Consider the following 24,499-nt stretch of genomic DNA (forward strand, 5'->3'; position numbering starts at 1 on the left):
AGACCGGGGCTCAGACCTTCCGGACGTTGCGGCTGATCAGGGCCGCTCCGAGCAGTGCGAACCCGGCCATCACCAGGTCCAGCGGGATCACCGCCGCGGTGGGCTGCCCGGCCGAGGCCAGCGCCCCCACGAGCACCCCGCCCAGCCCGATCAGCGCCGCCGAGCCGAACATGTCGCACACCTGCGCCGCGGCCCCGTTGAAGCCGCGGTCGTTCGGCGTGGACAGCGCCAGCACCCGCACCGCGATGTTGGGCATCGCCGTCCCCATGCCGAACCCGGCGACGGCCCACAGCGGGTAGATCAGCCACGCGGGCCCCCACGCGGGAGCGATCAGCACGGCTCCGGCCAAGGCGACCGCGAGCAGCAGGAAACCCCGGCGGATCATCACCTCGCTCTGCACACCGCGCTGACGCGCCTGCCACGCCGCGGCCGCAGACCACCCGAGCGAGCCCACGGTCAGCGGCACACCCGCGAGGGTCGGCGAGTAGCCGTGCACGTTGGCCAGCACCAGCGGGATGTAGGCCTGCACGGCGAAGAACGAGCCGGACAGCAGGCCGCGCGAGAGCACGACGACGGGCAGCCCCGGCTTGCCGAGCAGGGTCCCGGGCGGCAGCAGCCTGCGCAGCGACGGTGCGAGCAGCACCAGGCCGCCGATGCCGAGCGCCAGCGACGACAGCTGCGGGTGCTCGGCCGCCCAGGTCAGCGCGGACAGACCGACAGCGGCGCACACCGCGGCGACGGGCAATCCTTTGCGGGGCTCGGCGCTCTGCTCGGGGACCGTGTCAGGACGCGCCCGAAGCGTCTTGACCACCGGGATCAGCAGCAGCCAGCCGATGAGCACCAGCGGTGCCAACCCGAGGAACACCAGCCGCCACGACAGCAGCTCGGTCGCCAGCCCGGCCAGTCCCGGCCCGACCAGCGACGGCACCACCCACGCCGCCGACAAGGCGCCGAACGCCGCGGGCCGGTCGCGCTCGGGGTAGACCAACGCGACCATCACGTACAGCGCGACGATCTGCGCCCCGGCTCCCGCGCCCTGGAGCACCCGGCCGAGCAGCAGCACCCACATGTTCTCCGCGACCCCGGCGACCACGAGCCCGGCGAAGAACAGCCCCGGCGCCACGATCAGCGACGGCACCGGCCCGAGGCGGTCGCAGACGCGCCCGGAGAGCACGGTGCCGATCACGCTGGCGGCGAGGAACGAGGTGAACGGCCACGAGTAGAGGTCCTGCCCGCCCAGCTCCGCGACGAGGGTCGGCAGCGCCGTGCCGACGCTCATCGCCTCGAAGGCGGCGAGGGTGACGAGCAGGATCAGGGCGAGGGTCGGGACTCGACGGTCAGGGGCCCAGAGGGCGCTTCCGCTCTCGGCGCCCGAAGATCCGCTTGCGGGATCGAGCATGGATTCAGGGGTGGAGGAGGACGACACGCGCTCTAGCCTGCACCCTCCACCTCGCTGGAGGTCCAGTCTTTTTTCAGCCGCCCAGGAAGAACCTGGTGTAGCGCTGGTCGACCTGCTTCATGGACAGCAACACGTAGAAGTCCGCCACTCCGAAGTCCGGGTCGTGCGCGGGCGGACCGCACACCCACGCGCCGATCCGCAGATACGCGCGCAGCAACGGCGGCATCTCCGCCCTACGGGCCCGCATGAGCGCGTCGGCCTCCCACAGGTTCCACGGGCGCACGCGGTACTCCTCGGGCGCGTAGTGCTTGTTCCGCACCCGGTCCCACACAGCGGCGGCAGTGGCCCCACCGTCCGCGAGCGGCACCGAAGCACACCCGGCGAGCCATTCGTGTCCTGTCAGCAGCATGTAGCGCGCTAGGCCCGCCCACACCAGACCGATCACCGCGCCGGAGCGGTGGTCCGGGTGCACACAGGACCTGCCGGTCTCGGCGAGGGAGGCCCGCAGCGGGGCGAGCGCACCGAGGTCGAACTCGGTCTCGGAGTAGCAGCGCGCCGACCGCCCGGCGGGCAGGACGCGGTAGGTCCCGACGATCTCCCCGCTGCTGTCGTCGCGGACGAGGAGGTGGTCGCAGATCTCGTCGAAGGGGTCGGCATCCAGGTGGCCGGGCAGGTTCGCGCCCATCTCGCCCGCGAAGACCTGGTGCCGCAACCGCTGCGCGGCCACCACGTCGTCACCGTCCCTTGCCACCAGAAGCGAGTACGTGGACCTGTGTTCTTGCGTGCTGAGCAGCACGCTGGGCTGCGCCATACGCAGGGTGTACCGAGTGCGTCCGGACCCACGGATACGGCCGCGCGGACCCCGGATGACGGGTGGGTGAACGACTCGTGGGGAGCCCCGGCGGCGCCGGAACTCCCCACGAATTGGCTACGGATCAGCCCTTGCGCTTCTGGACTTCCTCGGTCAGCTGCGGCGCGACCTTGAACAGGTCGCCCACGACGCCGAAGTCGGAGATCTCGAAGATCGGCGCCTCGGGGTCCTTGTTGACCGCGACGATGGTCTTCGAGGTCTGCATGCCCGCCCGGTGCTGGATCGCGCCGGAGATGCCCAGCGCGATGTACAGCTGCGGCGAGACGGTCTTGCCGGTCTGCCCGACCTGGAACTGGTGCGGGTAGTAGCCGGAGTCGACCGCGGCACGGGAGGCGCCGACGGCACCGCCGAGCGCGTCGGCCAGCTTCTCGACGACCTCGAAGCTCTCCGCGCTGCCGACACCGCGGCCGCCGGAGACGACGACCGACGCCTCGGCCAGCTCCGGGCGGTCGCCACCGACGACCGGCTCACGGCTGACGATCTTGGCGGGCGCGCTCGCCGCGAGGACCTCGACCGTCTCCTCGGCGGCCGCACCCTCGGCCGGTTCGGCCTCGATGGCGCCGGGGCGCACGCTGATCACCGGGACGCCGGTGGTGGACTGCGACTTCACCGTGAACGCGCCACCGAAGATGGACTGCGTGACGGTGCCGTCCGCCGCCACGTCCACGGCGTCGGTGAGCAGGCCGGAGTCCAGCCGCACGGCCAGCCGGCCCGCGACCTCCTTGCCCTCCAGCGTCGCCGAGACCAGCACGGCCGCGGGCGACGCGGAGGCGACCAGCGACGCGAGCACGCCCACCTTGGGGGTGACCAGCTCCTCGGCCGCGGAGTCGGACTCGGCCACGTAGACCTTGGCCGCGCCGTGCTGGGCCAGGGACTCCTTCAGCTTCGCCGCGGTGCCGGGCGCGCCGACCACCACGGCCGACGGCTCACCGATGCGGCGGGCGGCCGCGAGCAGCTCGAAGCTGACCTTCTTGATCTCGCCGTCGACGTGGTCGACGAGAACGAGTACCTCGGACATGTTCTCCTCGCTTCCGGGTCAGACGAGCTTCTGGGCGATCAGGTACTCGGCGATCTTCACGCCGCCGTCACCCTCGTCGGTGACCCGCTCGCCGCCGGAGCGCGGCGGCTTCGGGGCGGCCTCCAGCACCCTGGAACGGGCGCTGGCGATGCCGACCTCGCTCGCGTCGATACCGGCGTCGGCCAGCGTCAGCTTCGCGATCGGCTTCTTCTTCGCGGCCATGATGCCCTTGAAGGACGGGTACTTCGGCTCGCAGATCTTCTCGGTCACGCTGACGACCGCGGGCAGGGCGGCCTGCACGGTGGCCCTGCCCTCGTCGGTCTCGCGCTCGATGGTGACGGTGCCGCCGTCGACGGTGACCTTGCTGGCGTGGGTCAGCTGCGCCAGGCCGAGCAGCTCGGCGAGCATGGCCGGGATCGCACCGGTGCGGCCGTCGGTGGCCTCGTTCCCCGCGATGATCAGGTCGACGGAGTCCAGGGTGCCGATCACCTTGGCCAGCGCCTTGGCGGTCTGCACCGCGCAGGACCCGCGCAGCGCCTCGTCGGAGAGGTGCACGGCCTTGTCGGCCTCCATCGACAGCGCCTTGCGGATCGCGTCGGTGGAGCGCTCCGGGCCCATGCAGACGGCGGTGATCTCGCCGCCGAGCTCCTGCTTGAGCCGCAGGGCCTCGGTGAGCGCGCGCTCGTTGATCTCGTCGAGGATCGCGTCAGCGGCCTCGCGGTCCAGGGTGTGGTCTCCGTCGGTGAGCTTGCGCTCGGACCAGGTGTCGGGCACCTGCTTGACCAGGACGACGATGTTCATAGGTCCCCTTCGACCTCCTGATAACTCGCGGCGGGCGCGTCTGACGGGAAGTGGTGCTGACCTTGCCATGCCGTCATACCCATGGCACTTGTGGCATTGCTTACCACCTAGGTTACCCGCCGGTAATGTCCGGGCGGCACGGTCCCCCCGTGACGGTTCTCACCCCGAAGCCCGCTCCGCCGCACTGCGCTCGACGCAGAACTCGTTGCCCTCGGGGTCGGCCATCGTCACCCAGCCGGTGCCGTCCGGCCGCCGCTGGTCGTCGTGGACGGTCGCGCCGATCCCGAGCAGCCACTCCACCTGCTCGTCCCGGGTCCGCCCGCTGGGCCGCAGGTCCAGGTGGACGCGGTTCTTCGCCGACTTCGGCTCCGGCACGCGGATGAACAGCAGCCCCGGGGACCCGGAGGACTCCAGCAGCACCTCGTCGTCGCCCGGCTCGTCGTCCGGGCTGATCGGCCACCCGGTCGCCCGGCTCCAGAACCCGGCCAGCGCGTACGGATCCGCGCAGTCGAAGGTGATGTGCCTGATCCCCATCAGTTCTTGGCTCATGTGTGATGCGTAGCACGGCGTTCGGACACTTGCCGCGCAATTTCGACCAAATCGGAGTTAGCCTCACGTTCATGAATCGGCGAGTGGCCGTGGTGACCGACTCCACCGCTTCGCTTCCCCCGGAGCTGGCGCGGCGCCTGGGCATCACAGTGGTGCAACTCCAGCTCCGGGTCGGCGACAATGCCACCGACGAAGCACGAGTGCCCGCGACGGAGCTGGTCACCGCGTTGCGCGCGCGGGAGCAGGTCGCGACCTCTCCGCCACCGTCCGCGGCTTTCTTCTGGACCTACCAGAACGCCGCGGCGGCCGGAGTGGAGGCGGTGGTGTCGATCCACCTCTCCACCGAGCTGTCCCAGACCTGCGCCACGGCGCGCGAGGCCGCCGGTCACACGCGCGTGCCGGTGCACATCATCGACTCGCGCGCGTGCGGGATGGCTGTGGGCTTCGCGGCGATCGCGGCCGCGGAGGCGGCGATGGCGGGCGCGGGCCCGCGCGAGGTGCTCGACGTCGTCAACCACCGGATCAACGGCGCCAGCTCGCTCATCTACGTGGACACGCTGGAGTACCTGCGCCGAGGTGGCCGGATCGGCGCCGCACAGGCCCTCATCGGCTCGGCGCTGTCCATCAAGCCGCTGCTGGCGATGAAGGAAGGCCGTATCGAGCCGTTGGAGAAGGTGCGCGGAACCGAGCGCGCGATCTCCCGGTTGGCCGCCGTGGCCGCGCAGCGCACGCTCGGACGTCCCGTGGACGTGGCGGTCGAGCACTTCGCCTCGCGTGAGCGCGCAGAGGAACTGATCGAACGCCTGCGCGTGGAAATCCCTCTGGGACACGAGTTCCTGCTCGCGGAGACGAGCGCCATAATCGGCGCACACGCCGGTCCTGGAGCACTGGGCGTCAGCATCTCCCCTTGTTAAGCCGTCACTTGACGAAGCCGACCGCCGTCAAGTCATCGGTGGCGACAGAAGCTCCGATGTTGGCCAGCTTCGCGCGCACCCCGTAGACCCACGGTCGGCCGTAGAGCGGCAACGAGAACCCCTCGTCCCACACCGCTCTGTCGATCTCGTTGGCCAACGCGATCCGCTTGTTCTCGTCCAGTTCCCGTTTGGCCCGCTCGTAGAGCTGGTTGATGTAATCGTTGCCCATGCGGCCGTAGTTCATCTGTGTCGCGGCGACCCGCATGTAGAACGGGGCCGTGTAGTAGATGGGGCTGCTGGGGACCATGCCGCGCCCGATGTGTGCCACGTCGAAGTCGCCCTTGTTGACGTACTTGGCAAAGAAGTCGTTCAGCGGCACGGTGTCGATTTCGACGCGCACGCCGAGCTGACCGAGCTGGTTCTGCACTAGAAGTGCTTCCTGCCTGCGCCAGTCGTCCGGAGTCACGTCGCGGATGACCAGCTCCTTGCCGTCCTTCCTGCGCTTCCCGTCGCCGTCGCGCTTCCAGCCGAGTTCGTCCAGGCGTCGCGCCGCTGCGGCCGGGTCGTACGCCACGACGGCGGAGTTGTCCCGATAACCACGCAGACCGACGGGATAGAGGTGGTTTCCGGACGGAGCGGCGGTGGGCACGATCTGTCCCGTCAACGCCGTGGCGATGGTCGCCCGGTCGATTCCACGCATGAGCGCCTTGCGCAGCTCACGGTCGGCGAGGATCGCCCCTGGCGCACCGTTGAACTGGATCTCCTGCACGGCACTGGCGACCGTGCGACGGACCTCGACCCCCTGCATCGACGTGACGCGCTGGAACTTGTTGATGTCACCGGCGATCTCGGTGAGATCGATGTCGCCGTTCTCCAGCGCGTCCGTCTCCGCGTGGGTGGCCATGGCGCGGAAAGTGATCCGCTCAAGCCGTGGCCGCCGCCCCCACCAGTTGGGGTCGCGCTCCACGATGACCGTGCGCGCCACCGGGTCCAGCTGAGCGAGCCGGAAGGGCCCCGCCGTGACCGCGGGCTTCTCGCGCCAGCCGGTGTTGAACACCTCCGGATCGCGCGTCAGGGAGGCCGGGTAGAGGTCCTGGAACAGGGGCGTCCACTCCGCGAAGGGGATGGCGAAGGTGACCACGGCCTCGAACTCGTCGGCGCCCTTGGCCACATCCGCGATCTCGGCGTACCCCGTGGAGCGGAGCGGCCGGTAGCCGGGATCGCGGAGGTTCAGCGCCTGCCACTGCGACCGCACGTCCACCCAGGTGATGGGCGTGCCGTCGCTCCACCTCGCCCTGGGGTTGAGCTTGTAAGACACCACCTGCGGACTCGTGGACACCAGGGTGAACGACGTCAGGTAGTCGGGATTCGGCGCGATGGAGCCGTCCGCTGCCGTCCGGACGAGCTGCGGCATCACCGCATCCGCGACCTGGGCGACGCCCCCGGCGTTGGAGTCGATGTGCAGGCCGTTGAAGTTGGCCGGGTACGTCTGCACCGGCCAGCGCAGGTTGCCCCCGTCGGCGAGCAGGCTCGGATCGACCGGGTTGGTGTCACCGGCTCCGTTCACCGCCCGCGCGGGTGCGGTCGCCCCGGGTGCCGCACAACCGGACAGCACCGTGATCAGGGCGAACAGCGTCCACCAGTGGCCTCGCGATCGCGTCATGTGGGAAAGCCCTCTCACCGCCGACAAGGCCGCTCAGCGTGGCAACAGCACCGACCGCACTTGAACGGCAGTCCGCACCTTTCAGACATAAGAAAGCTGGTGAGCGCCAGTGACGCTACTGACCGGTAGGGTGCGTGCGTGACGCGCGAGCTTGAGCCCCTGCCGCTGACCGGCGAACGCACCGTTCCGGGCGTGCCGGAGGAGAACTACTGGTTCAGGCGGCATGAGATCGCGTATCTCGCCCTGCTGGAGCACTGCGCGGGCGCGCGCGTGCTGGAGGCAGGTTGCGGAGAGGGCTACGGCGCGAAGGTCATCGCCGACGTGGCCGACCGCGTCATCGCGCTCGACTACGACGAGCTCACCTCCGCGCACGTGGCCAAGGCGTATCCCGAAGTCGACGTGCTGCGCGGCAACCTGGCCTGCCTGCCGCTCGGATCATCCACAGTGGACGTCGTGGTCAACTTCCAGGTCATCGAGCACCTGTGGGACCAGCCGGGCTTCCTGCGCGAGTGCCTGCGCGTGCTCCGCCCCGGCGGCCGGTTGCTGATCAGCACGCCGAACCGGATCACGTTCTCCCCCGGGCGGGACAAGCCCCTGAACCCCTTTCACACCAGGGAACTCGCACCGTCCGAATTGGACTCTCTGCTCACCGGCGCGGGGTTCGTCACGGAGCAGTTGCTCGGGCTGCACCACGGTCCGCGCCTGCGGTCGCTGGACGCGGCTCACCACGGCTCGATCATCGACGCACAGGTGCGCGTGGTGCTCGGCGACGGCGTGTGGCCACCTGACCTGTTGCGCGACATCGGCTCCATCACCGCGTCGGACTTCGTTTTGAGCGCGGAAGACCTCGACGCGAGCCTCGACCTCGTCGCCGTGGCGGTGCGGCCATGAAACTCGGATCGTTCAGCTTCGTCCTGCACAGCCACCTGCCGTGGTTGGCGCACCACGGTTCCTGGCCGGTCGGCGAGGAGTGGCTGCACCAGGCGTGGGCGCACTCGTACTTGCCGCTCATGGACATGCTGCGGCGTTTCGGCGAAGAGGGGCGCCGCGATGTCCTCACGCTCGGCGTGACGCCTGTCCTGGCCGCACAGCTGGACGATCCGTACTGCCTGCGCGAGTTCCACCTCTGGCTCGGCAACTGGCAGTTACGCGCACAACTCGCCGCGGGCCAATGGCGCACGGCGGACCCGCTGCTGCGGTCGCTCGCGGCCGACGAACACCAGCGCGCCAGAGCGGCTATCGAGGAGTTCGAGTCGCGGTGGCGGCACGGCTTCTCGCCCGTCCTGCGGCCCCTCGTCGACGACGGCGTGATCGAGCTGATCGGGGGCCCCGCAACGCATCCGTTCCAACCTCTGCTCGATCCGCGCATCCGCGCTTTCGCGCTGCGCACTGGTCTGGCGGACACTCGAATCCGCTTGGGCCGCACACCCGAAGGCATCTGGGCTCCCGAATGCGGTTATGCGCCCGGAATGGAAGACGGCTACGCGGCAGCGGGCGTGAAGCGTTTCCTCGTCGACGGCCCGGCTCTGCACGGCGACACCGCTTTCGGTCGCACAGTGGGTTCTTCTGACGTCGTGTGCTTCGGGCGCGACCTCGAAGTGACCTACCGCGTGTGGTCGCCGAAGGCCGGATATCCCGGCGATGCGGCGTACAGGGACTTCCACACCTACGACCATCCTTCTGGTTTGAAACCGTCACGGGTCACTGGCAAGCAGGTGGCTCCAGAAGACAAGAAGCCGTACGACCCCGCCTTGGCGGCACACGCGGTCCAGAAGCACGCTGAGGATTTCATCGATGTCGTTGTGCGTCGATTGAAGTCACTACGCGAACAGCACGGCAGGCCGGCACATGTCGTCGCCGCGTATGACACAGAGCTTTACGGCCACTGGTGGCATGAAGGCCCCGCATGGCTCGAAGCAGTGCTGCGAGGCCTGCCGGAAGCGGGTGTGCACGTGACGACTCTTCGTGGTGCCACGGACGCGGGACTCGTCGGCGGTCCGGTGGATCTGCCCGCGTCATCATGGGGTTCCGGCAAGGACTGGCGGGTCTGGGACGGCGAGAAGGTGGCCGACCTCGTGTCCTCCGGCGCCGACCTCCAGAAGAAGCTTCTCTCGACGGTCGCGCCCGGAACCGCCCGGAATGCGGCGCAGGACCAACTCGTGCGCGAAGCGCTTCTCGCGTTGTCCAGTGACTGGGCGTTCATGGTGACCAAGGACTCCGCGGCCGACTACGCGCGCCATCGCGCACACGTGCACAGCGAGCGCTTTTACGAACTCGCGCGGCTCATCGGCTACGGAGATTCGGCCAAGGCTGAAGAACTCGCAGCACCCCTACGGCAGCAGGACGGCCCGTTCGGCCACCTCGACGCCAGAGCGCTCTAGGAGTCCGAAGGTGGCACGACGATGGTCATTTCCTGACGGACGAAACCGGGCTCGATCTGAGCGCGGTGGCCTTCCGGATCGGCCGTGCCGGGCTTCAGCTCACCGCGCACCTTCTTCGCCTTGCGGTCGAGAAACGCGGCAAGAAGCAAACCGACGACGACAATGCCGAGCAGAACGTAGAACCACATGGCGGCGGCCTCCTGGTGCTGGCGGTACGCCAACAGTACCCCGGTGTTTCGGGCCCCCGCACATTCGAGATCCGCATGTGCCACCGCGCGGGAGCGCCGCGCCTACCTGTCAGGATGTGTGAACATGCGCGTACTGATGTTGTCCTGGGAGTACCCGCCCGTCGTGGTCGGCGGGCTGGGCAGACACGTCCACGCGCTGGCCAGGCAGCTCGCCGCGCAGGGCCACGAGGTGGTCGTGCTGTGCCGCCAGCCCTTCGGCACGGACGCGGAGACCCATCCCACGTCCGACCAGGTCGCCGACGGTGTGCGCCTGGTCCGCGTTGCCGAGGACCCGCCGCACCTGAGCTTCGAGCAGGACCTGGTCGCGTGGACCCTCGGCATCGGGCACGCGATGACCAGGGCCGGGCTGCGGCTGCTCGCCGGGTGGCGGCCGGACGTCGTGCACGCCCACGACTGGCTCGTCACGCACGCCGCGGTGACGTTGGCCGAATTCGCCGACGCCCCGCTGATCGCGACGGTGCACGCCACCGAGGCGGGCCGCTACAACGGCTGGCTCTCGCACCCGTTGAACCAGCAGATCCATTCCGTGGAGTGGTGGCTGGCCAACAGCGCGGACTCGTTGATCACCTGCTCGGCCGCGATGCGCGACGAGGCCGCGGCGCTGTTCGACATCGACCCGGACGCGGTTACCGTGCTGCACAACGGGATCGAGCCGCGGCGGTGGCGCGTCCGGCCCGCCGACATCGAGGCGGCGAAGCGGCGCTTCTCCCCCGACGGCGCCCCGTTCCTGCTGTTCTTCGGGCGGCTGGAGTGGGAGAAGGGCGTGCACGACCTGCTCGCCGCGCTGCCCAGGATCCGGCGCAGCCATCCCGGCACCCGCGCGGTGGTCGCGGGGAAGGGCACCAGCTCGGACTGGCTGGTCGAGCAGGCGCGCAAGCACCGCGTGCTGCGCTCGGTGGAGTTCGTCGGCCACCTCTCCGACCGCGATCTCGCCGCCTCCCTGGCCGCTGCCGACGCCGTGGTCCTGCCCAGCCGGTACGAGCCCTTCGGCATCGTCGCGCTGGAGGCCGCCGCCGCCGGGGCGCCCCTCGTGGCGTCCACCGCCGGGGGTTTGGGTGAGGTTGTACTCGATGGTGTTACCGGATTGTCGTTCCCGCCCGGGGATGTCGACGTCCTGGCTGCCGGAGTGCGTGCCGTTCTTGACGATCCGGCTGCCGCCCGGCGGCGGGCCAAGGCCGCCAAGGCTCGGTTGAGCAGCGATTTCGACTGGGCGAAGATCGCTTCCGGGACCGCGAGGGTGTACGCGGCCGCGCGGCGGGGTCCGGGGAAGGTGCTGGGTCGGCCGAAAATCGCTTCAGGTAACGCTTTCGGGCGACAGTGAGGGAGACCGGTCGCTTCGGTTCCGCCGGAGCGGTCGGTCGAGGTGTCTACCTTCGCGGGCATGGCTATTTCACTGGACTACCAGGGCGACGTGCGGGCCGGGGACTGCACCTTCGCGGTCCGCGCGCGGATCGGCGAGGCCGAGCACGTCGCCATCGAACTGACCGGAACCGACTCCGACGGTGACTCCATCGCCGCGGGCGAGCTGGTGCTGCCCGCGGACGGGCTCGCCCCCTGCGGGCAGCTGCTGTCCGAGGTGATGGAGGCGTTGTCCCGCCTGCACGATCCCCGGCGGAACCGAAAACGCGGCGCGCGGACCGCCGCGAACGCCAACGCCCCCTGGACGCCCGAGCTGGACGGGCAGCTCCGGGAGCACTGGCTGGCCCGCGGCGCGGACCCGACCGCGGGCGCGGCGGTGATCGGCGAGCTGTCCGACCGGTTCGGCCGGTCCCGTTCCTCGATCCGCGCCCGCCTCGTGAAGGTCGGCTGCGACCCCGACGTCCCGGGCCGCCGTCTGTCCTCTGTGGACGGTGACGCGGGCGCGTAATCCGGTCACTCGCAGACGATGCCGTCCGAGTCGGCGTCCCGGTACCAGCCGTACTCCACGTCGACGCCCTTGTAGTACGGGCCGTACCCCTTCGACTTCGCCTCCTTGCACGTGCCGAACCGCGGATCGGTGCGCGGCTGGGGATCGGGCTTCGGCGTGGTGGACTTGGGCATCGTCGGCTTCGGCACAGTCGGCTTGGGCGCGGGCGGAGCCGGAGGAGCCGGTGGGGCGAGCGGCACCGTCGTCGTGACCTCCGCCGCGGTGGTCGTCGTGGCGGTGGTCGGCGGGACCGTCGTGAACGACTCCGCGGTGACCGTGGCGGGTGCCGTGGTGGCGGTCGTGGCCGGGCCGCTCGGCGGGGCACCGCAGGCACCGATGATCAATGCGAAGGGCAACAACAGGAAGGTGGTGCGTATGGCACCGGGTTCGGAAGTGCGCATGACGTGCTCCGGCCACTCGTCCCCGACCGCGGTCCCGCCATCGGCCGATGACGGGGGAGGTGACGGTATGTCCGATGTGGAGCGCTGAGGGAGGGGCGCACACCCGTCCGCAACTCGTGTGTGACCACAGGGAAACCCAGGTCAGGAGTTGTCTAGAGCCCTTTGCACGGCTTCGTCGGCCTTGCGCGCCATGTCGGCGACGGCGGCCCTGCGCTCGGCGTCGGCCTCGTAGTCGGCGACGCGGTTGCGCACCACTCGGGCAGGCGCTCCCACCGCGATGGCGTAGTCGGGGATGTCGCCGCGCACCACCGCGTGCGCGCCGAGCACGCAGCCCCGGCCGACGCGGGTGCCGCGCAGCACCGTGACCTTGGTGCCCAGCCAGGTGTCCGGGCCGATGCGCACCGGGGACTTCACGATCCCCTGGTCCTTGATGGGCCGGGTGATGTCCGCGGTGATGTGGTCGAAGTCGCAGATGTAGACCCAGTCGGCGACCAGCGTGGCCGCGCCCAGCTCGATGTCGAGGTAGCAGTTGACGGTGTTCTGCCTGCCGAAGACCGCCTTGTCACCGATGCGCAGCGAGCCCTCGTGGCAGCGGATGGCGTTGCCGTCACCGATGTGCACCCAGCGGCCGATCTCCATCCGGCCGTAGCCGGGCTTGCAGTGGATCTCCACGTCGCGGCCGAGGAAGACCATGCCGCGCAGGACGATGTGCGGGTTGGCCAGCCGGAAGCGCAGCAGCCGCCAGTAGCGGACCAGGTACCACGGCGTCCACGCCCTGTTGCGGATCACCCAGCGCAGCGAGGCGAGGGTGAGGAACCTGGCCTGCTGCGGGTCCCGCCGTCGACCGAGGCCCCACCTGGCCCGCAACGGTGCGCCCCACATGCTGGTCATCCGCCGGTCCCCGCAATCGGTTGGTTCCTCCGCGCTGTCAGCAGGCAGGATATGCGGCATGAGCGCCGAAGACTCGCTTGCGGGGTCGAGCATCACTGCCGTTGCTGCCGCCCGGACCCCGCTCGTCATCGACACCGATCCCGGGATCGACGACGCCGTGGCCCTGCTGCTCGCCGCGAACAGCCCGGAGGTGGACCTGCTCGCCGTCACCACGGTGTTCGGCAACGTCGGTCCCGAGGTCACCACCGCCAACGCGCTGCGGGTGCTGCGGCTGGTCGGCCGCGAGGACGTCCCGGTGGCCGCCGGGGCGGCCCGGCCGCTGGTGCACCCGATGCTGCACCGCGCGGAGGAGTGGCACGGCGGGGACGGGCTCGGCGGACAGTCGGGCCTGCTGCCGGAGGCGGTGCGGGCACCGGAGCCGGTCGGCGCGGTGGAGCTGCTGGCCACGGTGCTGCGCGGGGCGGAGCGGCCGGTGACGATCGCCGCGATCGGGCCGCTGACCAACGTCGCGCTGCTGCTGGCTTCCTTCCCGGGGCTCAAGCCCAAGATCGCCAGAGTGGTCGTGATGGGCGGCGCGTTCGCGGGCGGCAACACGACGGCCACCTCGGAGTTCAACATCTGGAGCGACCCCGAGGCGGCCCGCCGGGTGCTGGTGGAGGAGGACGTGCCCGTCACCCTCGTCCCACTGGACCTGACGCTGCGCTGCACGGCGGACGGCCCATGGCTGACCGCGCTCGCCACAGGCGGTACGGCCGCCGCGACTCTGGCCAAGGTGATGGAGCACTACCGCAACCGCTACCTCGAGTTCTACGGCGAGGACAAGGCGGCACTGCACGACTCCGTCGCCGTCCTCGAAGCGGCGGTGCCGGGCACGCTGCGCACCACGCCGCTGCCGGTGGACGTGCTGTGCGACCTCGGCCCGGCCCGAGGTGCGACCATCGCCGACCGCAGGCTCAACGCTCCCGGGCGCCGCATCGACGTGGCGCTCGACGCCGACTTCGACGCCGTGAAGGCGACCGTTCTCAACCGCCTCCTGGACCGCGCCTGACCCCTCGTCGTCACGGACGGCGCCAGGTGCACGGATCGCACTGAGGCGGCAGCGCAGCGCGATCCGTGCACCCGGCACGGGGAACCGCGGTTGGGGGAGGTGACGCGGTTCCGCGAACCCCGTTTCGCGCCCAGGGCGGGTTTCGGAGGGCAGCTCCCCCGCCATGAGCCCGGAACGGGCGGGGTCAGAGCGGAAGGGAGAGGTAAGGGAAGTCGGGGCGGAGCGCGCCCGTGGCCGCGCTCGCGGCGAGGCCGAGGGGCACTGCCCGGTTGAGCACGATCGCGAACATCACCTCGGGGGCGCATTCGGTCAGGCCGCGGCCGTTGCGGGCGGCGAAGCCGTAGGTGGCCGGAGTGCCGACGCGGTAGCGGAGAACGTCCGGGAAGATCGTGTCCCGCACCTGCTCGGCGTACCACTGCGGGTCCTCGGCCGCGCCGGACGCAGCGACCGCCCTGGACACCAGCTCGCACACGAGCGGGCCGTGCACCTCGCGGTCCTGGCTCGGCTGGACGCGGTTGTAGTCGCTGGAGCGGTCCTCGTCGTCCGGGTTGAAGATCGTGTTGATCAGCGGCTGGGCGCAGCGGTTGATCTGCTGCCAGCCACCCGCGTCGGTCGGCAGAGCGGTGACGCCCCAGAACGCGATGTCGGCGACGGCGAGGACCTCGTCGGGGACCTCCAGCACGATCGCGCACACGTTGGTCCCGGCGAAGAGGTTCGCGGCCGGCTGGTCGGGCAGCTCGACCGGGGCCCCGGTCGCGACCGCCTGCTTGACGGCGCCGACCACCGCCCCGTTGACGTAGAACGGATCGGCGGCGGCCCCGGCCCACAGACGGACGCCTTGGTGCGCCTCGATGATCTGCTCGGTGGCGCCCTCCGCCAGGACCGACCCCTCGTCGTCACGGTCCCGCGCGGCCGCGCCGTCGAGCTTGCGCAGCACCAGCGTCTGCCCGCCGACCGCGTCCCGCTCCCCGAAGGTCACGCGGAACGTGGTGTCCTCGACCGCGTCACCGTCGGTGTCCACCTTGAACTCGTAGAGCCCGTCGGGGTGGAACCCGTTCTCGCCGGAGAGCGGGTTCACGTTCATCACGAACACCGTGCCCGTCGCGCCCCGGAACACGTACACATCGCTGATGTCCAGCCGCGGGTCCTGTCGGGCGAGCGGCGAATCGAAGTGGTGCGACATGAGGACTCCTCGTCAAGCGGCGTCACGCAGACGGTAGGAGCGCGGGCACACCGCCGACAGGATCGGTTTGCACAGCGTGCGCGCGACGCGGTGCAGATTTGCTGCGTCAGCTCGCCGCGTCGTGCACGCGCAGCGCCAGCACCAGGTCGTAGCGCGCGGAAGGCCCGGACAACAGTGAACGCCCGAGCAGTTGCTCGACCCGGATGAGTCGCTTCCGCGTGCCCGTCACCGAGACGCCGAGCGCATCCGCGGCGCCCTCCAGACGGGCATCGGCGGCCAGCCACGCGCGCACTGTGTCGAGCAGGGAATCCGACTCCAGCAACGGTGCCAGCAGGGTCTTGGCCCACCGCCGAACCGCAGGCGCGGCAAGGAGTTCGGCCACCTCCGTGGTACCTCGGCGCGGCCCGGGCGTGACCAGGCGCAGCGCCAGGTGCAGCTCCGCCCGCGTGCCGATCCGGTCCAGGTCGAGGCCAAGCACCGCGCCCGCGTGCCGGACGCGCGCGGCCAGCGTGTTGCGGTGGATCTTCAGCTGACGAGCTGCCCCGCCCTGGAAGTGCAGCCACGACCGCAGCGTGGTCAGCAGCTCGTGGCTGTCCGGGTCCTGAGGGCGCTCGGGCACGAAGTCGACCAGCGGGCGCAGCACGTGGCTCGCCCAGGCCCGGCCCGCGGGGTCGAGCAGCGCGGCCAGTTCGGTGCGCCCGCTGAACGCCACGAAGGGCTCGGGCCCGTGCCTGGCCACTGCGAGCGCGTGGAACGCCTGCTCGTACCCGGTCCCGGTTCGGCGCAGCTCGACGATGTCGCTGGCACCCGTGCGGATGCCGGTGCCCGCCGCCGCGCGCAGCGCCGTCTCCACCGGGTCGCGCTGCACGTCCGAGGACTCCACGGGAGCGAGGACGATGAGGTGCCGGGTGTAGACGGGGCAGTGGATGATCCAGGCTCGGCCGAGGCACGCCTCGTCGCAGCGGGCGGCGACCTCGTCCCGCGCGTTGAGCGGGCATTCGATGACGTACACCCGCACGAGATCGGTCAGATCCGGCCGCAACGCCCCGGCCACCCGCCGCGCCGCACCGACGTCGCCGACCATCAACAGGTGCAGAACCGCTTCCCTGGCAAGGGTTTCCGCCAGTTCGACCTCGCGCAGCCGTTCCTCGGCCCGGTCCAGCCGCCAGCGCAGCTGCAACAACCGGGCCGCGTCGGCGATCAGCGGGCCGGCCGTGCCGACGCCCTCCCGCTTCGCCTGCGCCAGTACGAGAACCGGGCCGGGGTGGTCGTCGACGAGCAGCGCGCGCACGACGTGGTCGGGCGTCTCCGCCGTTGCCGACCGGCTCCGCCCGGCCGTGACGCGCGCGATCGCCTCCGAAGCCTCCTGCGGCAGCGGTGTCTCGCGGAACGAGTGCAGCGGCACGCCACCGGCGTCGAGCAGGACGACCGACGCGTCGAGGTCGTGCGCCAGCCACTGCAGCAGATGGCGCAGGCCGTCCTGCCTGCTCACCTCCCGCTGCATGGCTCGCAGCTGGTTCTGCGTCGGCATGGCCCCACTCTGCCAGGGCTTCCCGCGCTACGGCAGGTAGTACATGGGGTTCGGCAGCTTCACCGTGCGCTCGGCGTGCCCGCCCTCCAGATCGGTGTCCTGGTCACCGACGCTCAGCAGCACCGTCTCGCCCTGGGATTCCAGGTACGCGCGCGTCCCCGCCTTGTACTGCACGGTGTTGCAGGTGAGGCCGCAGGCCAGCCACGGCAGCGGCTTGTCGAGCGGCTTGAGGAACACCGCCTTGGGCTCGGGGAAACCGTTCTTGCGCAACGACTTCGTCGTGCCCTCGCGCAGGTTCTCCTTGCGACCGGTGAGGAAGTAGACGTGCACTCCGCGCTTGCTCGCCCACTGGGTCAGCTCGCGGGTCGGCTCGATCGCGGGGAACTCGCCCGCGTTGACCGCCTTGTCGAACGCGGCCTGGTCGAAACCGAAGTCGCGGTCGGCCTCGAAGCCGTAGGTCAGTTCGGAGGTGTCGTCGATGTCGAGCACGATCGCGGGGTTCTTCACGCCCTGGGCGAGCCTGCGCTCCAGCCACCTGCGGGCCGAGGCGACCTCGTTCGCGGTCTGCTTCGCCCACGCGCTGGTCGCCGAGGCGTGGTGCCTGCCGGCGGGGTCGAGGTAGTCGCCGTAGTACTGCTTGACGTCGTTCTTGACCTGACCGAGGTTGGCGGGCTCCTTGGGTCTGCCCGCGGCGTCCGCACCGTCCGATGTGGAGAGTGCGACGGAACCGGCGATGAGCCCTGCGGCGACCACGAGGGCGGCGGTGCGACTGACCATGCGGTGACGCTAAGCCGCAGCGCACGGCCGCTCAACCCGAAACGACCGGGTTGGCGCTTTCCTCCCGGACGATCCGGTTAGGAAAAGCTCACACCCGCTCCGCCCGGCACAGGTACGCGGTGGGGGTGTCGCCGACGCGCGTGAGCACGACGGTCGCCTCCCCGGGTCCGCTGATCTTCAGCCGCCTGCGCAACGCGTCCGGGTCGATGTCCAAGCCGCGCACCAGGATCTCCAACCGCCCGACCTCGCGTTCGCGCAGCAGCGCGCGCAGCGTCTTCTCGTTGTACTTCCCGTGCTCCAGCACCCGGAACGCGCGGACCCCGCGAGGCGGCGTGTCCCCGGTGAGGTAGGCGATGCGCGGGTCGAGCTGCCCGAGGCCGTGCCGCGCGCCGTAGTGCCGGACGAGCCCCGCCCGCACCACCGCCCCGTCCGGATCGATGATCCACTCGCCGACCTCGCGCACCGGGCACGCCTCGGACTCCGCGTCCGTGATCGTCCACAGCGGACCTTCCGGGCCGAGCACGGTGGCCCGCCTGTTCACCCCGAACGTCGCGGTCGCGCCGACCCACACGCAGGCCTCGCGCACCTGACCGGCCAGCGAGACGATCTCCACCTCGCCCGCCCACGGGACGGCCGCGAAATCCAGTCCCGGCGCGCACTTCACCGCCATGTCCCGGCCGCGGTAGGTCTCCATCAGATCGCCGAGCGGTGGCACCAGGTCCTCCGGCCGCCACTTCCGCCGACCGGTGCCGTCCCGCCGCGCGGGGTCGGCGAGCACCACCGTGCCCCGGCTCACCGGTCGCAGCGCGTCGGCGCGCAGCAGCCCGGCGGTCGCCCCGGCCACCTCGCAGTTGTGCTTGGCCATCGAGATCCGCACATCGTCCACATCGGACCCGATGCACAGGTCGGCGACGGCGGCGACCTCGACGAGATCGGCCCCGATGGAGCACGTCACGTCGTGGACGTCGCGCCCCTCAAGGCGTCCCGCCCGATGCCGGGCCACCACCGACGCCGTGGCCTGCTGCGCGGCGTCCTCGGTCAGCAGCCACGACGCCGCACCGTCCAGTTTGGACAGAGTGCGGCGGCGGAGCACGGCGGTCTCCAGCACGGCCGCGGCGAACCGCTCCCCCGCGGCGCGCCGCACCGATGCCACATCGCCCAGCCGCGACGCGGGTGTGAGCGGCAGTTCCGCCGCTGCCCGTAACGCCTCTTCTCCCGCCGGGGACCGGAGGAACTCCACGTCCTCGACCGTGAACGCGTAGCCCACTAGACCGGCTTGCAGCCCGTGATGAGGACGTTGTAGAAGACGTTGCGGGGCATGACCTTCGCCAGCAGGTTCTCGTCCAGCCAGGTCAGCCGCTGCCACGTGCGGTAGGCGAACATCGCCCAGCCGAAGCCCAGCTTCTCGCGCGGGACCGCGGCCTCGAACGTCCGCACGGGCCAGCCGAACAACGCCGCGGCCAGCTCCTCGGTCACCGCGCGCACCTCCGTGGCCCCGGCCGCCCGCGCGGTGCGCTCCAGCTCGTCCGGGTCGAAGGTGTGCAGGTCCACCACGGCCTCCAGGGCGGCGGCCCGGGAGGACTCGTCCAGCTCCTCCTGCGGCCTGCGCCAGCCGTTCAGCGGCGGCAGCTTCGTCAGGTTCGTGGTGGCCCACCACGTGAGCTGGCCGAGCTTGCGCGCGTAGAAGTCACCGACCTTGGTCGGCTCGCCCGCGAACACGAAGCGCCCGCCGGGCTTGAGCACCCGCAGGATCTCCTTCATGGCCGCGGGGATGTCCGGGATGTGGTGCAGCACCGCGTGCCCGACGACGAGGTCGAAGGTGTCGTCGTCGTAGGGCAGCGTCTCCGCGTCCGCGACCCGGCCGTCCACGTCGAGCCCGAGCGCTTCGGCGTTGCGCACCGCGACCTCGACCATGCCCGGCGAGAGGTCGGTGACCGAACCGCGCTTGATCACCCCGCCCTGCATCAGGTTCAGCAGGAAGAAGCCCGTGCCGCAGCCGAGTTCGAGCGCGTGCTCGTAGGGCCAGTCGCGTTCACCGGCGACCGCGCGGAACCGGCCGGTCGCGTACGAGATGCAGCGCTCGTCGTAGGAGATCGACCACTTCTCGTCGTAGGTGCCCGCTTCCCAGTCGTGGTAGAGGACGTTGGCCAGCTTCGGGTCCTTCCAGGCGGCCTCCACCTCCTCCGCGGACGCGTGCGGGTTCGGTCTCGGGTCACTTGCCACTGAAGGTCGCCTTCCCCGGGCCGTTCTCGATGAACGAGCGCATGCCTGCCTTCTGGTCCTCGGTCGCGAACAGCGCCGCGAAGAGCTGGGTCTCCAGCCGCAGACCGCTGTTCAGGTCGCCGTCGAGGCCGATGTCCACCGCCGCCTTGGCCGCCGCGAGCGCGCGGGCCGGACCGTTGGCGAACTGCTCCGCCCAGCGGCGCGCCGCCAGGTAGACGTCGTCCGGCGCGACGACCTCGTCCAGCATTCCGATGCGCAGCGCCTCGTCCGCCTTCACGAAGCGCCCGGTGTAGATCACGTCCTTGGCCCTGGCCGGACCGATGAGCCGGGCCAGCCGCTGCGTGCCGCCCGCGCCGGGGATCACGCCGAGCAGCATCTCCGGCTGGCCGACCTTGGCGTTGTCGCCGCCGATGCGGCGGTCGCAGGTCAGCGCCAGCTCGTAGCCGCCGCCGAGGGCGTAGCCGGTGATCGCCGCGACGGTCGGCTTCGGGATGGCCGCGACCGCGCTCAGCGAGGTGGACAGGCTGCCGCCCCAGTCCAGCATCTCGCCGTAGGAGAGGTCGGCCATCTCCTTGATGTCCGCGCCCGCCGCGAAGACCTTCTCGCCGCCGTAGACGATCACCGCGCGGATGTCGGCGCGCTCGGCCGCCTCCTGCGCCGCCGCCCGGATCTCCAGGTGCAGCTGCTGGTTCAAGGCGTTCATCGGCGGACGGTCCAGCCGGATGGTGCCGATCGCGCCGTCGACCTCAAGCCTGACGAACTCGCCCACGCCGAGAACCTCCTCGCTCCTCGCGACCCCGCTCCCGGGCCGTCAGCGGCAGGCTACCGCGCGGTAGGCGCGCCGGGGTCCGGCGGTGGGTCAGGCGCGGCGCCAGGCGAAGTAGCGGTCGCCGGAGCGCTGCAGGGCCAGGTCCTGGCCGAAGGTCTCCGCGAGGTTGCGCTCGGTGAGCACGTCGGTGAGCAGCCCCTGCGCCACCACGCCGCCCTCGCGCAGCAGCATGGCGTGGGTGAACCCGGGCGGGATCTCCTCCACGTGGTGGGTCACCAGCACCATCGCGGGCGCGTCCGGGTCCATGGCCAGCGCGGACAGCCGCATCACCAGGTCCTCGCGCCCGCCCAGGTCCAGCCCGGCGGCGGGCTCGTCCATCAGCAGCAGCTCGGGGTCGGTCATCAGCGCCCGCGCGATCAGCGTGCGCTTGCGCTCGCCCTCGGACAGCGTGCCGAACGTGCGGTCGCCGAGGTGGGCGATGCCCATGGCCTTCAGCAGCTCGTCGGCGCGGTCGGTGTCCATGGCGTCGTACTGCTCGCGCCACCGCCCGAGCACCGCGTAGCCGGCGCTGACCACGAGGTCGCGCACCTGCTCCTCGCCGGGGACACGCGCGGCGAGCGCCGCCGAGCAGAAGCCGATCCGCGGCCGCAGCTCGAAGACGTCGGTGCGGCCGATCTTCTCGCCGAGCACGTTGACCTGGCCGGTGGTCGGGTGCATCTCGGCGCCCGCCAGCTTCAGCAGCGTGGTCTTGCCCGCGCCGTTGGGGCCGAGCACCACCCAGCGTTCGTCCAGCTCGACGCGCCAGTCGACCTTTCGGAGCAAGGAGGTGCGCGCCCTTCGGACGCCGACACCGTCCATGCGCACCACTAGGTCGGTCACGTCCACCCCGTCGCCCGCGGTGGCCTGCATCGCTGCGCGCTCGGTCACGGGCCCATTCTTGCGATCCCTCGATCCGGGCCCGCCACCGCCCCTTGATCAGCTCCGGATCGTGGATCATCTCCTGCGTGACAGCCGAGCACGAGCACCCCGTCCTGGCCGGTCGCCCGTTCCCGCTCGGGGCCCACCCCGAGGGTGGTGGCGTCCGGTTCGCCGTGGCGTCCTCCATCGCCGACGCCGTCGAGGTCTGCCTCGTCGAAGCAGGTGACGACGGCTCTTTCACCGAACGGCGCGTCGAGCTGACCGAGCGCACCTTCGGCGTCTGGCACGGACTGGTGCCCGGCGTCACCGACGGCCAGCTCTACGGCTTCCGCGTGCACGGTCCCTACGACCCGACCCGCGGGCTGCGCTGCAACCCGGCGAAGCTGCTGGTGGACCCGTACGCGCGGCGGATCAGCGGCACGCTGACCGACGTCGGCGCCGCACTGGGCTACGTCGGCGACCACATGGACTGGACGCCGTCCGCGGTGGACTCCCTCGGCAGCGTGCCGCTGTCGCGGGTGACCGCACCCGGCGGGGCGGACACCGGGCCCGCGCCGAACGTGCCGTGGGAAGAGACGGTGATCTACGAGGTCCACGTCAAGGGCTTCACCAAGCTGCACCCCGAAGTACCGGAGCACCAGCGCGGCACCTACCTCGGGATGGCGCACCCCGCGGTGATCGAGCACCTGCAACGGCTGGGCGTGACCGCCGTCGAACTGCTCCCCGTGCACTCCTTCGTCGACGAGCCCGCGCTGACCGCGCAGGGCAGGCACAACTACTGGGGCTACTCGACGCTCGGCTTCCTCGCCCCGCACGCCGCCTATGCCAGCGAGCCCGGCCGCGAGGTCGAGGAGTTCCGCACGATGGTCGCCGCGCTGCACGCCGCGGGCATCGAGGTGCTGCTGGACGTGGTGTTCAACCACACCTGCGAGGGCGGCCTCGGCGGACCGACGCTGAGCTTCCGCGGCCTGGACGCGCCGGCCTACTACCTGCACTCCGCCAACGGCGGCGGCTTCGACCTGACCGGCTGCGGCAACACGCTGGACGCGGGCTCGCCCACGGTGGTGCGGCTGGTCACCGACTCGCTGCGGTACTGGGCGAGCGAGCTCGGCGTCGACGGGTTCCGGTTCGACCTGGCCAGCGTGCTCGGGCGGCCAGGCGGCGGCGGGTTCGACCGCAACGCCGGACTGCTCACCGCGATCACCACCGACCCGGTGCTGTCGCAGCGCAAGCTGATCGCCGAACCGTGGGACGCCACCGGCGAGGGCTACCGGGTCGGCGACTTCGGCGTGCAGTGGGCGGAGTGGAACGGGCGTTTCCGGGACACCGTGCGCGATTTCTGGCGCTCGGCGACCGGGGTGGCCGAGCTTGCCTACCGGCTCTCCGGCTCGTCCGACCTCTACGACCTCAGCGGGCGGCGTCCGTGGCAGTCGGTCAACTTCGTCACCGCGCACGACGGCTTCACGTTGCGGGACCTGGTGTCCTACAACCACAAGCACAACGAGGCCAACGGCGAGGACGGGCGCGACGGCACCGACGACAACCGCTCGTGGAACTGCGGCGTCGAGGGCGAGACCGACGACGCGGCCGTGCTGGAGCTGCGCGCGCGGCAGGCCCGCAACCTCTTCGCCACGCTCGTGCTGTCCACCGGGACGCCGATGCTCACCGCGGGCGATGAGATGTGGCGGACCCAGGGCGGCAACAACAACGCCTACTGCCAGGACAACGAGACGTCCTGGGTGGACTGGACGCCGACCGAGGCCGCCGAGGCGATGCTCACCTTCGCCAGGCGGGTGATCTCCCTGCGGGCCGAGTGCCCCGCGCTGCGCCAGGCGGAGTTCTTCGACGGCCGGGAGACGCCCAGCGGTGTGCCCGACCTGGTGTGGTTGCACGCCGACGGGCGGGAGATGACCGAGACCGACTGGTTCGACGACTCGCGGCGCACGCTGATGATGTGGATCGACGGCGAGGACTGCCGCGGCCGGTCCCGCCTCGGTGAGCCGCTGGAGGACCACTCCTGGCTGCTCGTCCTGCACTCCGGCGCCGAGCCCGCGCGGATCAACCTGCCCGCCGGCGAGTACGGCCGCTGCTACGAGCCGGTGCTCGACACCGCCCGCGCCGACGGCGTTCCCGAGCGGGGCGACCCGCTGCCCGCCGGAAGCCCGCTGAGCGTGCCCGCGCGGACCTTCCTGGTCCTCAAGGTCCGGACCTAGGGGCTTCACTTTTGGCTGAAACCGTTCATGTCAAGCACCCGACTTGGGCATTCTTGGGCGAATGACCACCAAGATCGTTGGCGGGCTCGCCGCTGTCGCCGCCTCCCTCGGCATCCTCCTCGCAGGCACCACCGGTACCGCCCACGCGGGCGGGAAGTACTACGGCTCGTACTGGACCTACGCGGAGTGCGAGTCGGTCGCGGCCGACATCAGGGGTTCCGACATCGGGGCCAAGTGCGAGAAGCGCGAACTCAACGGGATGTGGGACCTGTACATCTACCAGTAACACCTGATCCGAGACGGGCGGGCCGGAGCCATCGGGTTCCGCGCCCGCCTGTTGCTCGTTCAGGGCGATGACGGCCCAGAACGGCGGCAGCGTCAGCCCGGCGCGCTTGTGCGACTCCGCCAGCGTGCTTCGCTCCCAGCCTCTTCTTTCAGATTGACAGCGCGTGCCACTTGGCCGATTCCCACCAAGCGTGGTTGTCGGACCGAGCCTCACCGGATATCGCGACAAGGTGCCACGGCCGCGAATCAAGGGACATCAGAGTCCTTGTCCACATACCGGAAGCCCTGGTCGGCTCAGGTTGACCTGTGGCAACATCGGCATGTGATCCGCTCGCTGCTCTGGAACAACCTGCCGCTCGACCAGGCCCGGTTGACCAGCTGTGCGTGTACATGCACGCGGCGCGGCATGTGATCACGGAATTCCACCGGGGATCTTTTCGCGGGATCGGGTATCGCATTTCGAGCTGACCCTCCCGCGCCGCGCCGCGTTCCGGTTCTCCCTCTTTCCTC

The 24,499-nt window shown here is 70.7% G+C and carries 24 protein-coding genes; 8 read left to right on the forward strand and 16 right to left on the reverse strand.

The window, feature by feature from the left end:
• Positions 1 to 10 precede the first annotated feature (10 nt).
• From BLT28_RS21030 to BLT28_RS21050, 5 genes are all read right to left on the reverse strand, one after another.
• The gene (locus BLT28_RS21030) at positions 11 to 1,399 is read right to left on the reverse strand and encodes an MFS transporter (protein WP_030429055.1); all 1,389 of its coding nucleotides are present in this window, start codon (positions 1,397 to 1,399) and stop codon (positions 11 to 13) included.
• Positions 1,400 to 1,472: 73 nt separating this feature from the next.
• Positions 1,473 to 2,210 (reverse strand): GNAT family N-acetyltransferase, encoded by a 738-nt coding sequence (locus BLT28_RS21035; RefSeq protein ID WP_030429054.1) that lies wholly within the window; start codon positions 2,208 to 2,210, stop codon positions 1,473 to 1,475.
• Between the two features lie 124 nt (positions 2,211 to 2,334).
• Complete coding sequence (locus BLT28_RS21040) at positions 2,335 to 3,288, reverse strand: electron transfer flavoprotein subunit alpha/FixB family protein (protein ID WP_030429053.1); 954 nt, start codon at positions 3,286 to 3,288, stop codon at positions 2,335 to 2,337.
• A gap of 18 nt (positions 3,289 to 3,306) precedes the next feature.
• Positions 3,307 to 4,089 (reverse strand): electron transfer flavoprotein subunit beta/FixA family protein, encoded by a 783-nt coding sequence (locus BLT28_RS21045; protein WP_030429052.1) that lies wholly within the window; start codon positions 4,087 to 4,089, stop codon positions 3,307 to 3,309.
• A gap of 159 nt (positions 4,090 to 4,248) precedes the next feature.
• On the reverse strand, positions 4,249 to 4,638 hold the full coding sequence (locus tag BLT28_RS21050) for a VOC family protein (protein WP_231950368.1): 390 nt from the start codon (positions 4,636 to 4,638) through the stop codon (positions 4,249 to 4,251).
• Between the two features lie 71 nt (positions 4,639 to 4,709).
• On the opposite strand from BLT28_RS21050, the gene BLT28_RS21055 reads away from it, so the two are divergent.
• Positions 4,710 to 5,552 carry a DegV family protein gene (locus tag BLT28_RS21055; RefSeq protein WP_030429050.1) on the forward strand — a complete coding sequence of 281 codons (843 nt, stop codon included), beginning with the start codon at positions 4,710 to 4,712 and terminating at the stop codon, positions 5,550 to 5,552.
• A gap of 4 nt (positions 5,553 to 5,556) precedes the next feature.
• Here the strand turns inward: BLT28_RS21055 and BLT28_RS21060 are convergent, their stop codons facing one another.
• Positions 5,557 to 7,215 (reverse strand): ABC transporter family substrate-binding protein, encoded by a 1,659-nt coding sequence (locus BLT28_RS21060; protein WP_052407187.1) that lies wholly within the window; start codon positions 7,213 to 7,215, stop codon positions 5,557 to 5,559.
• Positions 7,216 to 7,353: 138 nt separating this feature from the next.
• Between BLT28_RS21060 and BLT28_RS21065 the strand changes: the two genes are divergently transcribed.
• Positions 7,354 to 8,106 (forward strand): class I SAM-dependent methyltransferase, encoded by a 753-nt coding sequence (locus BLT28_RS21065; protein WP_030429048.1) that lies wholly within the window; start codon positions 7,354 to 7,356, stop codon positions 8,104 to 8,106.
• Positions 8,103 to 9,596: a 1,4-alpha-glucan branching protein domain-containing protein gene (locus tag BLT28_RS21070; protein WP_030429047.1), complete on the forward strand. Its 1,494-nt coding sequence runs from the start codon at positions 8,103 to 8,105 to the stop codon at positions 9,594 to 9,596. The genes BLT28_RS21065 and BLT28_RS21070 overlap by 4 nt, the downstream gene beginning before the upstream one ends.
• On the opposite strand, the gene BLT28_RS21075 is transcribed toward BLT28_RS21070, so the two are convergent.
• Complete coding sequence (locus BLT28_RS21075; RefSeq protein WP_083383773.1) at positions 9,593 to 9,784, reverse strand: hypothetical protein; 192 nt, start codon at positions 9,782 to 9,784, stop codon at positions 9,593 to 9,595. The two genes, BLT28_RS21070 and BLT28_RS21075, sit on opposite strands and share 4 nt — an antisense overlap.
• 124 nt (positions 9,785 to 9,908) lie before the next feature.
• Here BLT28_RS21075 and BLT28_RS21080 point away from each other — a divergent pair, with 124 nt between their 5' ends.
• Complete coding sequence (locus BLT28_RS21080; RefSeq protein ID WP_030429045.1) at positions 9,909 to 11,165, forward strand: glycosyltransferase family 4 protein; 1,257 nt, start codon at positions 9,909 to 9,911, stop codon at positions 11,163 to 11,165.
• A gap of 60 nt (positions 11,166 to 11,225) precedes the next feature.
• Entirely contained in the window at positions 11,226 to 11,711 is a 486-nt protein-coding gene (locus tag BLT28_RS21085) for a hypothetical protein (protein WP_052407186.1), read from the forward strand.
• Positions 11,712 to 11,716: 5 nt separating this feature from the next.
• Here the strand turns inward: BLT28_RS21085 and BLT28_RS21090 are convergent, their stop codons facing one another.
• Both BLT28_RS21090 and BLT28_RS21095 read right to left on the reverse strand, forming a co-directional pair.
• Complete coding sequence (locus BLT28_RS21090; protein ID WP_081900215.1) at positions 11,717 to 12,151, reverse strand: excalibur calcium-binding domain-containing protein; 435 nt, start codon at positions 12,149 to 12,151, stop codon at positions 11,717 to 11,719.
• Positions 12,152 to 12,292: 141 nt separating this feature from the next.
• On the reverse strand, positions 12,293 to 13,042 hold the full coding sequence (locus BLT28_RS21095) for an acyltransferase (protein WP_030429042.1): 750 nt from the start codon (positions 13,040 to 13,042) through the stop codon (positions 12,293 to 12,295).
• A 58-nt stretch (positions 13,043 to 13,100) separates the two neighbouring features.
• Here BLT28_RS21095 and BLT28_RS21100 point away from each other — a divergent pair, with 58 nt between their 5' ends.
• Positions 13,101 to 14,090 carry a nucleoside hydrolase gene (locus BLT28_RS21100; protein ID WP_052407185.1) on the forward strand — a complete coding sequence of 330 codons (990 nt, stop codon included), beginning with the start codon at positions 13,101 to 13,103 and terminating at the stop codon, positions 14,088 to 14,090.
• Positions 14,091 to 14,274: 184 nt separating this feature from the next.
• On the opposite strand, the gene BLT28_RS21105 is transcribed toward BLT28_RS21100, so the two are convergent.
• The 7 genes from BLT28_RS21105 to BLT28_RS21135 form a co-directional block, all read right to left on the reverse strand.
• A complete protein-coding gene (locus BLT28_RS21105; protein ID WP_030429040.1) occupies positions 14,275 to 15,273 on the reverse strand; it encodes a DUF4331 family protein in 999 nt (332 codons plus the stop codon).
• Positions 15,274 to 15,379: 106 nt separating this feature from the next.
• Positions 15,380 to 16,804, reverse strand: a complete 1,425-nt coding sequence (locus BLT28_RS21110) for a helix-turn-helix domain-containing protein (protein WP_030429039.1) — start codon at positions 16,802 to 16,804, stop codon at positions 15,380 to 15,382.
• A 27-nt stretch (positions 16,805 to 16,831) separates the two neighbouring features.
• Positions 16,832 to 17,581, reverse strand: coding sequence for an HAD family acid phosphatase (locus BLT28_RS21115; RefSeq protein ID WP_030429038.1), 750 nt, complete (start codon positions 17,579 to 17,581; stop codon positions 16,832 to 16,834).
• An 88-nt stretch (positions 17,582 to 17,669) separates the two neighbouring features.
• The gene (locus tag BLT28_RS21120) at positions 17,670 to 18,848 is read right to left on the reverse strand and encodes a THUMP-like domain-containing protein (RefSeq protein WP_030429037.1); all 1,179 of its coding nucleotides are present in this window, start codon (positions 18,846 to 18,848) and stop codon (positions 17,670 to 17,672) included.
• Positions 18,848 to 19,804, reverse strand: a complete 957-nt coding sequence (locus tag BLT28_RS21125) for a class I SAM-dependent methyltransferase (protein WP_030429036.1) — start codon at positions 19,802 to 19,804, stop codon at positions 18,848 to 18,850. Before BLT28_RS21125 ends, BLT28_RS21120 begins: the two co-directional genes overlap by 1 nt.
• A complete protein-coding gene (locus tag BLT28_RS21130) occupies positions 19,794 to 20,573 on the reverse strand; it encodes an enoyl-CoA hydratase/isomerase family protein (protein WP_030429035.1) in 780 nt (259 codons plus the stop codon). Before BLT28_RS21130 ends, BLT28_RS21125 begins: the two co-directional genes overlap by 11 nt.
• A gap of 90 nt (positions 20,574 to 20,663) precedes the next feature.
• Complete coding sequence (locus BLT28_RS21135) at positions 20,664 to 21,482, reverse strand: ABC transporter ATP-binding protein (RefSeq protein ID WP_030429034.1); 819 nt, start codon at positions 21,480 to 21,482, stop codon at positions 20,664 to 20,666.
• 95 nt (positions 21,483 to 21,577) lie between these two features.
• On the opposite strand from BLT28_RS21135, the gene glgX reads away from it, so the two are divergent.
• Positions 21,578 to 23,704 (forward strand): glycogen debranching protein GlgX, encoded by a 2,127-nt coding sequence (glgX, locus tag BLT28_RS21140; protein ID WP_030429033.1) that lies wholly within the window; start codon positions 21,578 to 21,580, stop codon positions 23,702 to 23,704.
• A gap of 61 nt (positions 23,705 to 23,765) precedes the next feature.
• Positions 23,766 to 23,990 (forward strand): hypothetical protein, encoded by a 225-nt coding sequence (locus BLT28_RS21145; RefSeq protein WP_030429032.1) that lies wholly within the window; start codon positions 23,766 to 23,768, stop codon positions 23,988 to 23,990.
• Positions 23,991 to 24,499: the final 509 nt, after the last annotated feature.

It is taken from the genome of Allokutzneria albata (assembly GCF_900103775.1).
GTDB lineage: Bacteria > Actinomycetota > Actinomycetes > Mycobacteriales > Pseudonocardiaceae > Allokutzneria > Allokutzneria albata.

Coding starts and splice junctions, on each gene's coding strand:
- BLT28_RS21100 (WP_052407185.1), top strand. CDS start 13,101: ATGAGCGCCGAAGACTCGCTTGCGGGGTCGAGCATCACTGCCGTTGCT.
- BLT28_RS21050 (WP_231950368.1), bottom strand. CDS start 4,638: ATGAGCCAAGAACTGATGGGGATCAGGCACATCACCTTCGACTGCGCG.
- BLT28_RS21075 (WP_083383773.1), bottom strand. CDS start 9,784: ATGTGGTTCTACGTTCTGCTCGGCATTGTCGTCGTCGGTTTGCTTCTT.
- BLT28_RS21105 (WP_030429040.1), bottom strand. CDS start 15,273: ATGTCGCACCACTTCGATTCGCCGCTCGCCCGACAGGACCCGCGGCTG.
- BLT28_RS21080 (WP_030429045.1), top strand. CDS start 9,909: ATGCGCGTACTGATGTTGTCCTGGGAGTACCCGCCCGTCGTGGTCGGC.
- BLT28_RS21060 (WP_052407187.1), bottom strand. CDS start 7,215: ATGACGCGATCGCGAGGCCACTGGTGGACGCTGTTCGCCCTGATCACG.
- BLT28_RS21145 (WP_030429032.1), top strand. CDS start 23,766: ATGACCACCAAGATCGTTGGCGGGCTCGCCGCTGTCGCCGCCTCCCTC.
- BLT28_RS21090 (WP_081900215.1), bottom strand. CDS start 12,151: ATGCGCACTTCCGAACCCGGTGCCATACGCACCACCTTCCTGTTGTTG.
- BLT28_RS21115 (WP_030429038.1), bottom strand. CDS start 17,581: ATGGTCAGTCGCACCGCCGCCCTCGTGGTCGCCGCAGGGCTCATCGCC.
- BLT28_RS21030 (WP_030429055.1), bottom strand. CDS start 1,399: ATGCTCGATCCCGCAAGCGGATCTTCGGGCGCCGAGAGCGGAAGCGCC.
- BLT28_RS21055 (WP_030429050.1), top strand. CDS start 4,710: ATGAATCGGCGAGTGGCCGTGGTGACCGACTCCACCGCTTCGCTTCCC.
- BLT28_RS21095 (WP_030429042.1), bottom strand. CDS start 13,042: ATGACCAGCATGTGGGGCGCACCGTTGCGGGCCAGGTGGGGCCTCGGT.
- BLT28_RS21035 (WP_030429054.1), bottom strand. CDS start 2,210: ATGGCGCAGCCCAGCGTGCTGCTCAGCACGCAAGAACACAGGTCCACG.
- BLT28_RS21070 (WP_030429047.1), top strand. CDS start 8,103: ATGAAACTCGGATCGTTCAGCTTCGTCCTGCACAGCCACCTGCCGTGG.
- BLT28_RS21135 (WP_030429034.1), bottom strand. CDS start 21,482: ATGCAGGCCACCGCGGGCGACGGGGTGGACGTGACCGACCTAGTGGTG.
- BLT28_RS21045 (WP_030429052.1), bottom strand. CDS start 4,089: ATGAACATCGTCGTCCTGGTCAAGCAGGTGCCCGACACCTGGTCCGAG.
- BLT28_RS21040 (WP_030429053.1), bottom strand. CDS start 3,288: ATGTCCGAGGTACTCGTTCTCGTCGACCACGTCGACGGCGAGATCAAG.
- BLT28_RS21085 (WP_052407186.1), top strand. CDS start 11,226: ATGGCTATTTCACTGGACTACCAGGGCGACGTGCGGGCCGGGGACTGC.
- BLT28_RS21110 (WP_030429039.1), bottom strand. CDS start 16,804: ATGCCGACGCAGAACCAGCTGCGAGCCATGCAGCGGGAGGTGAGCAGG.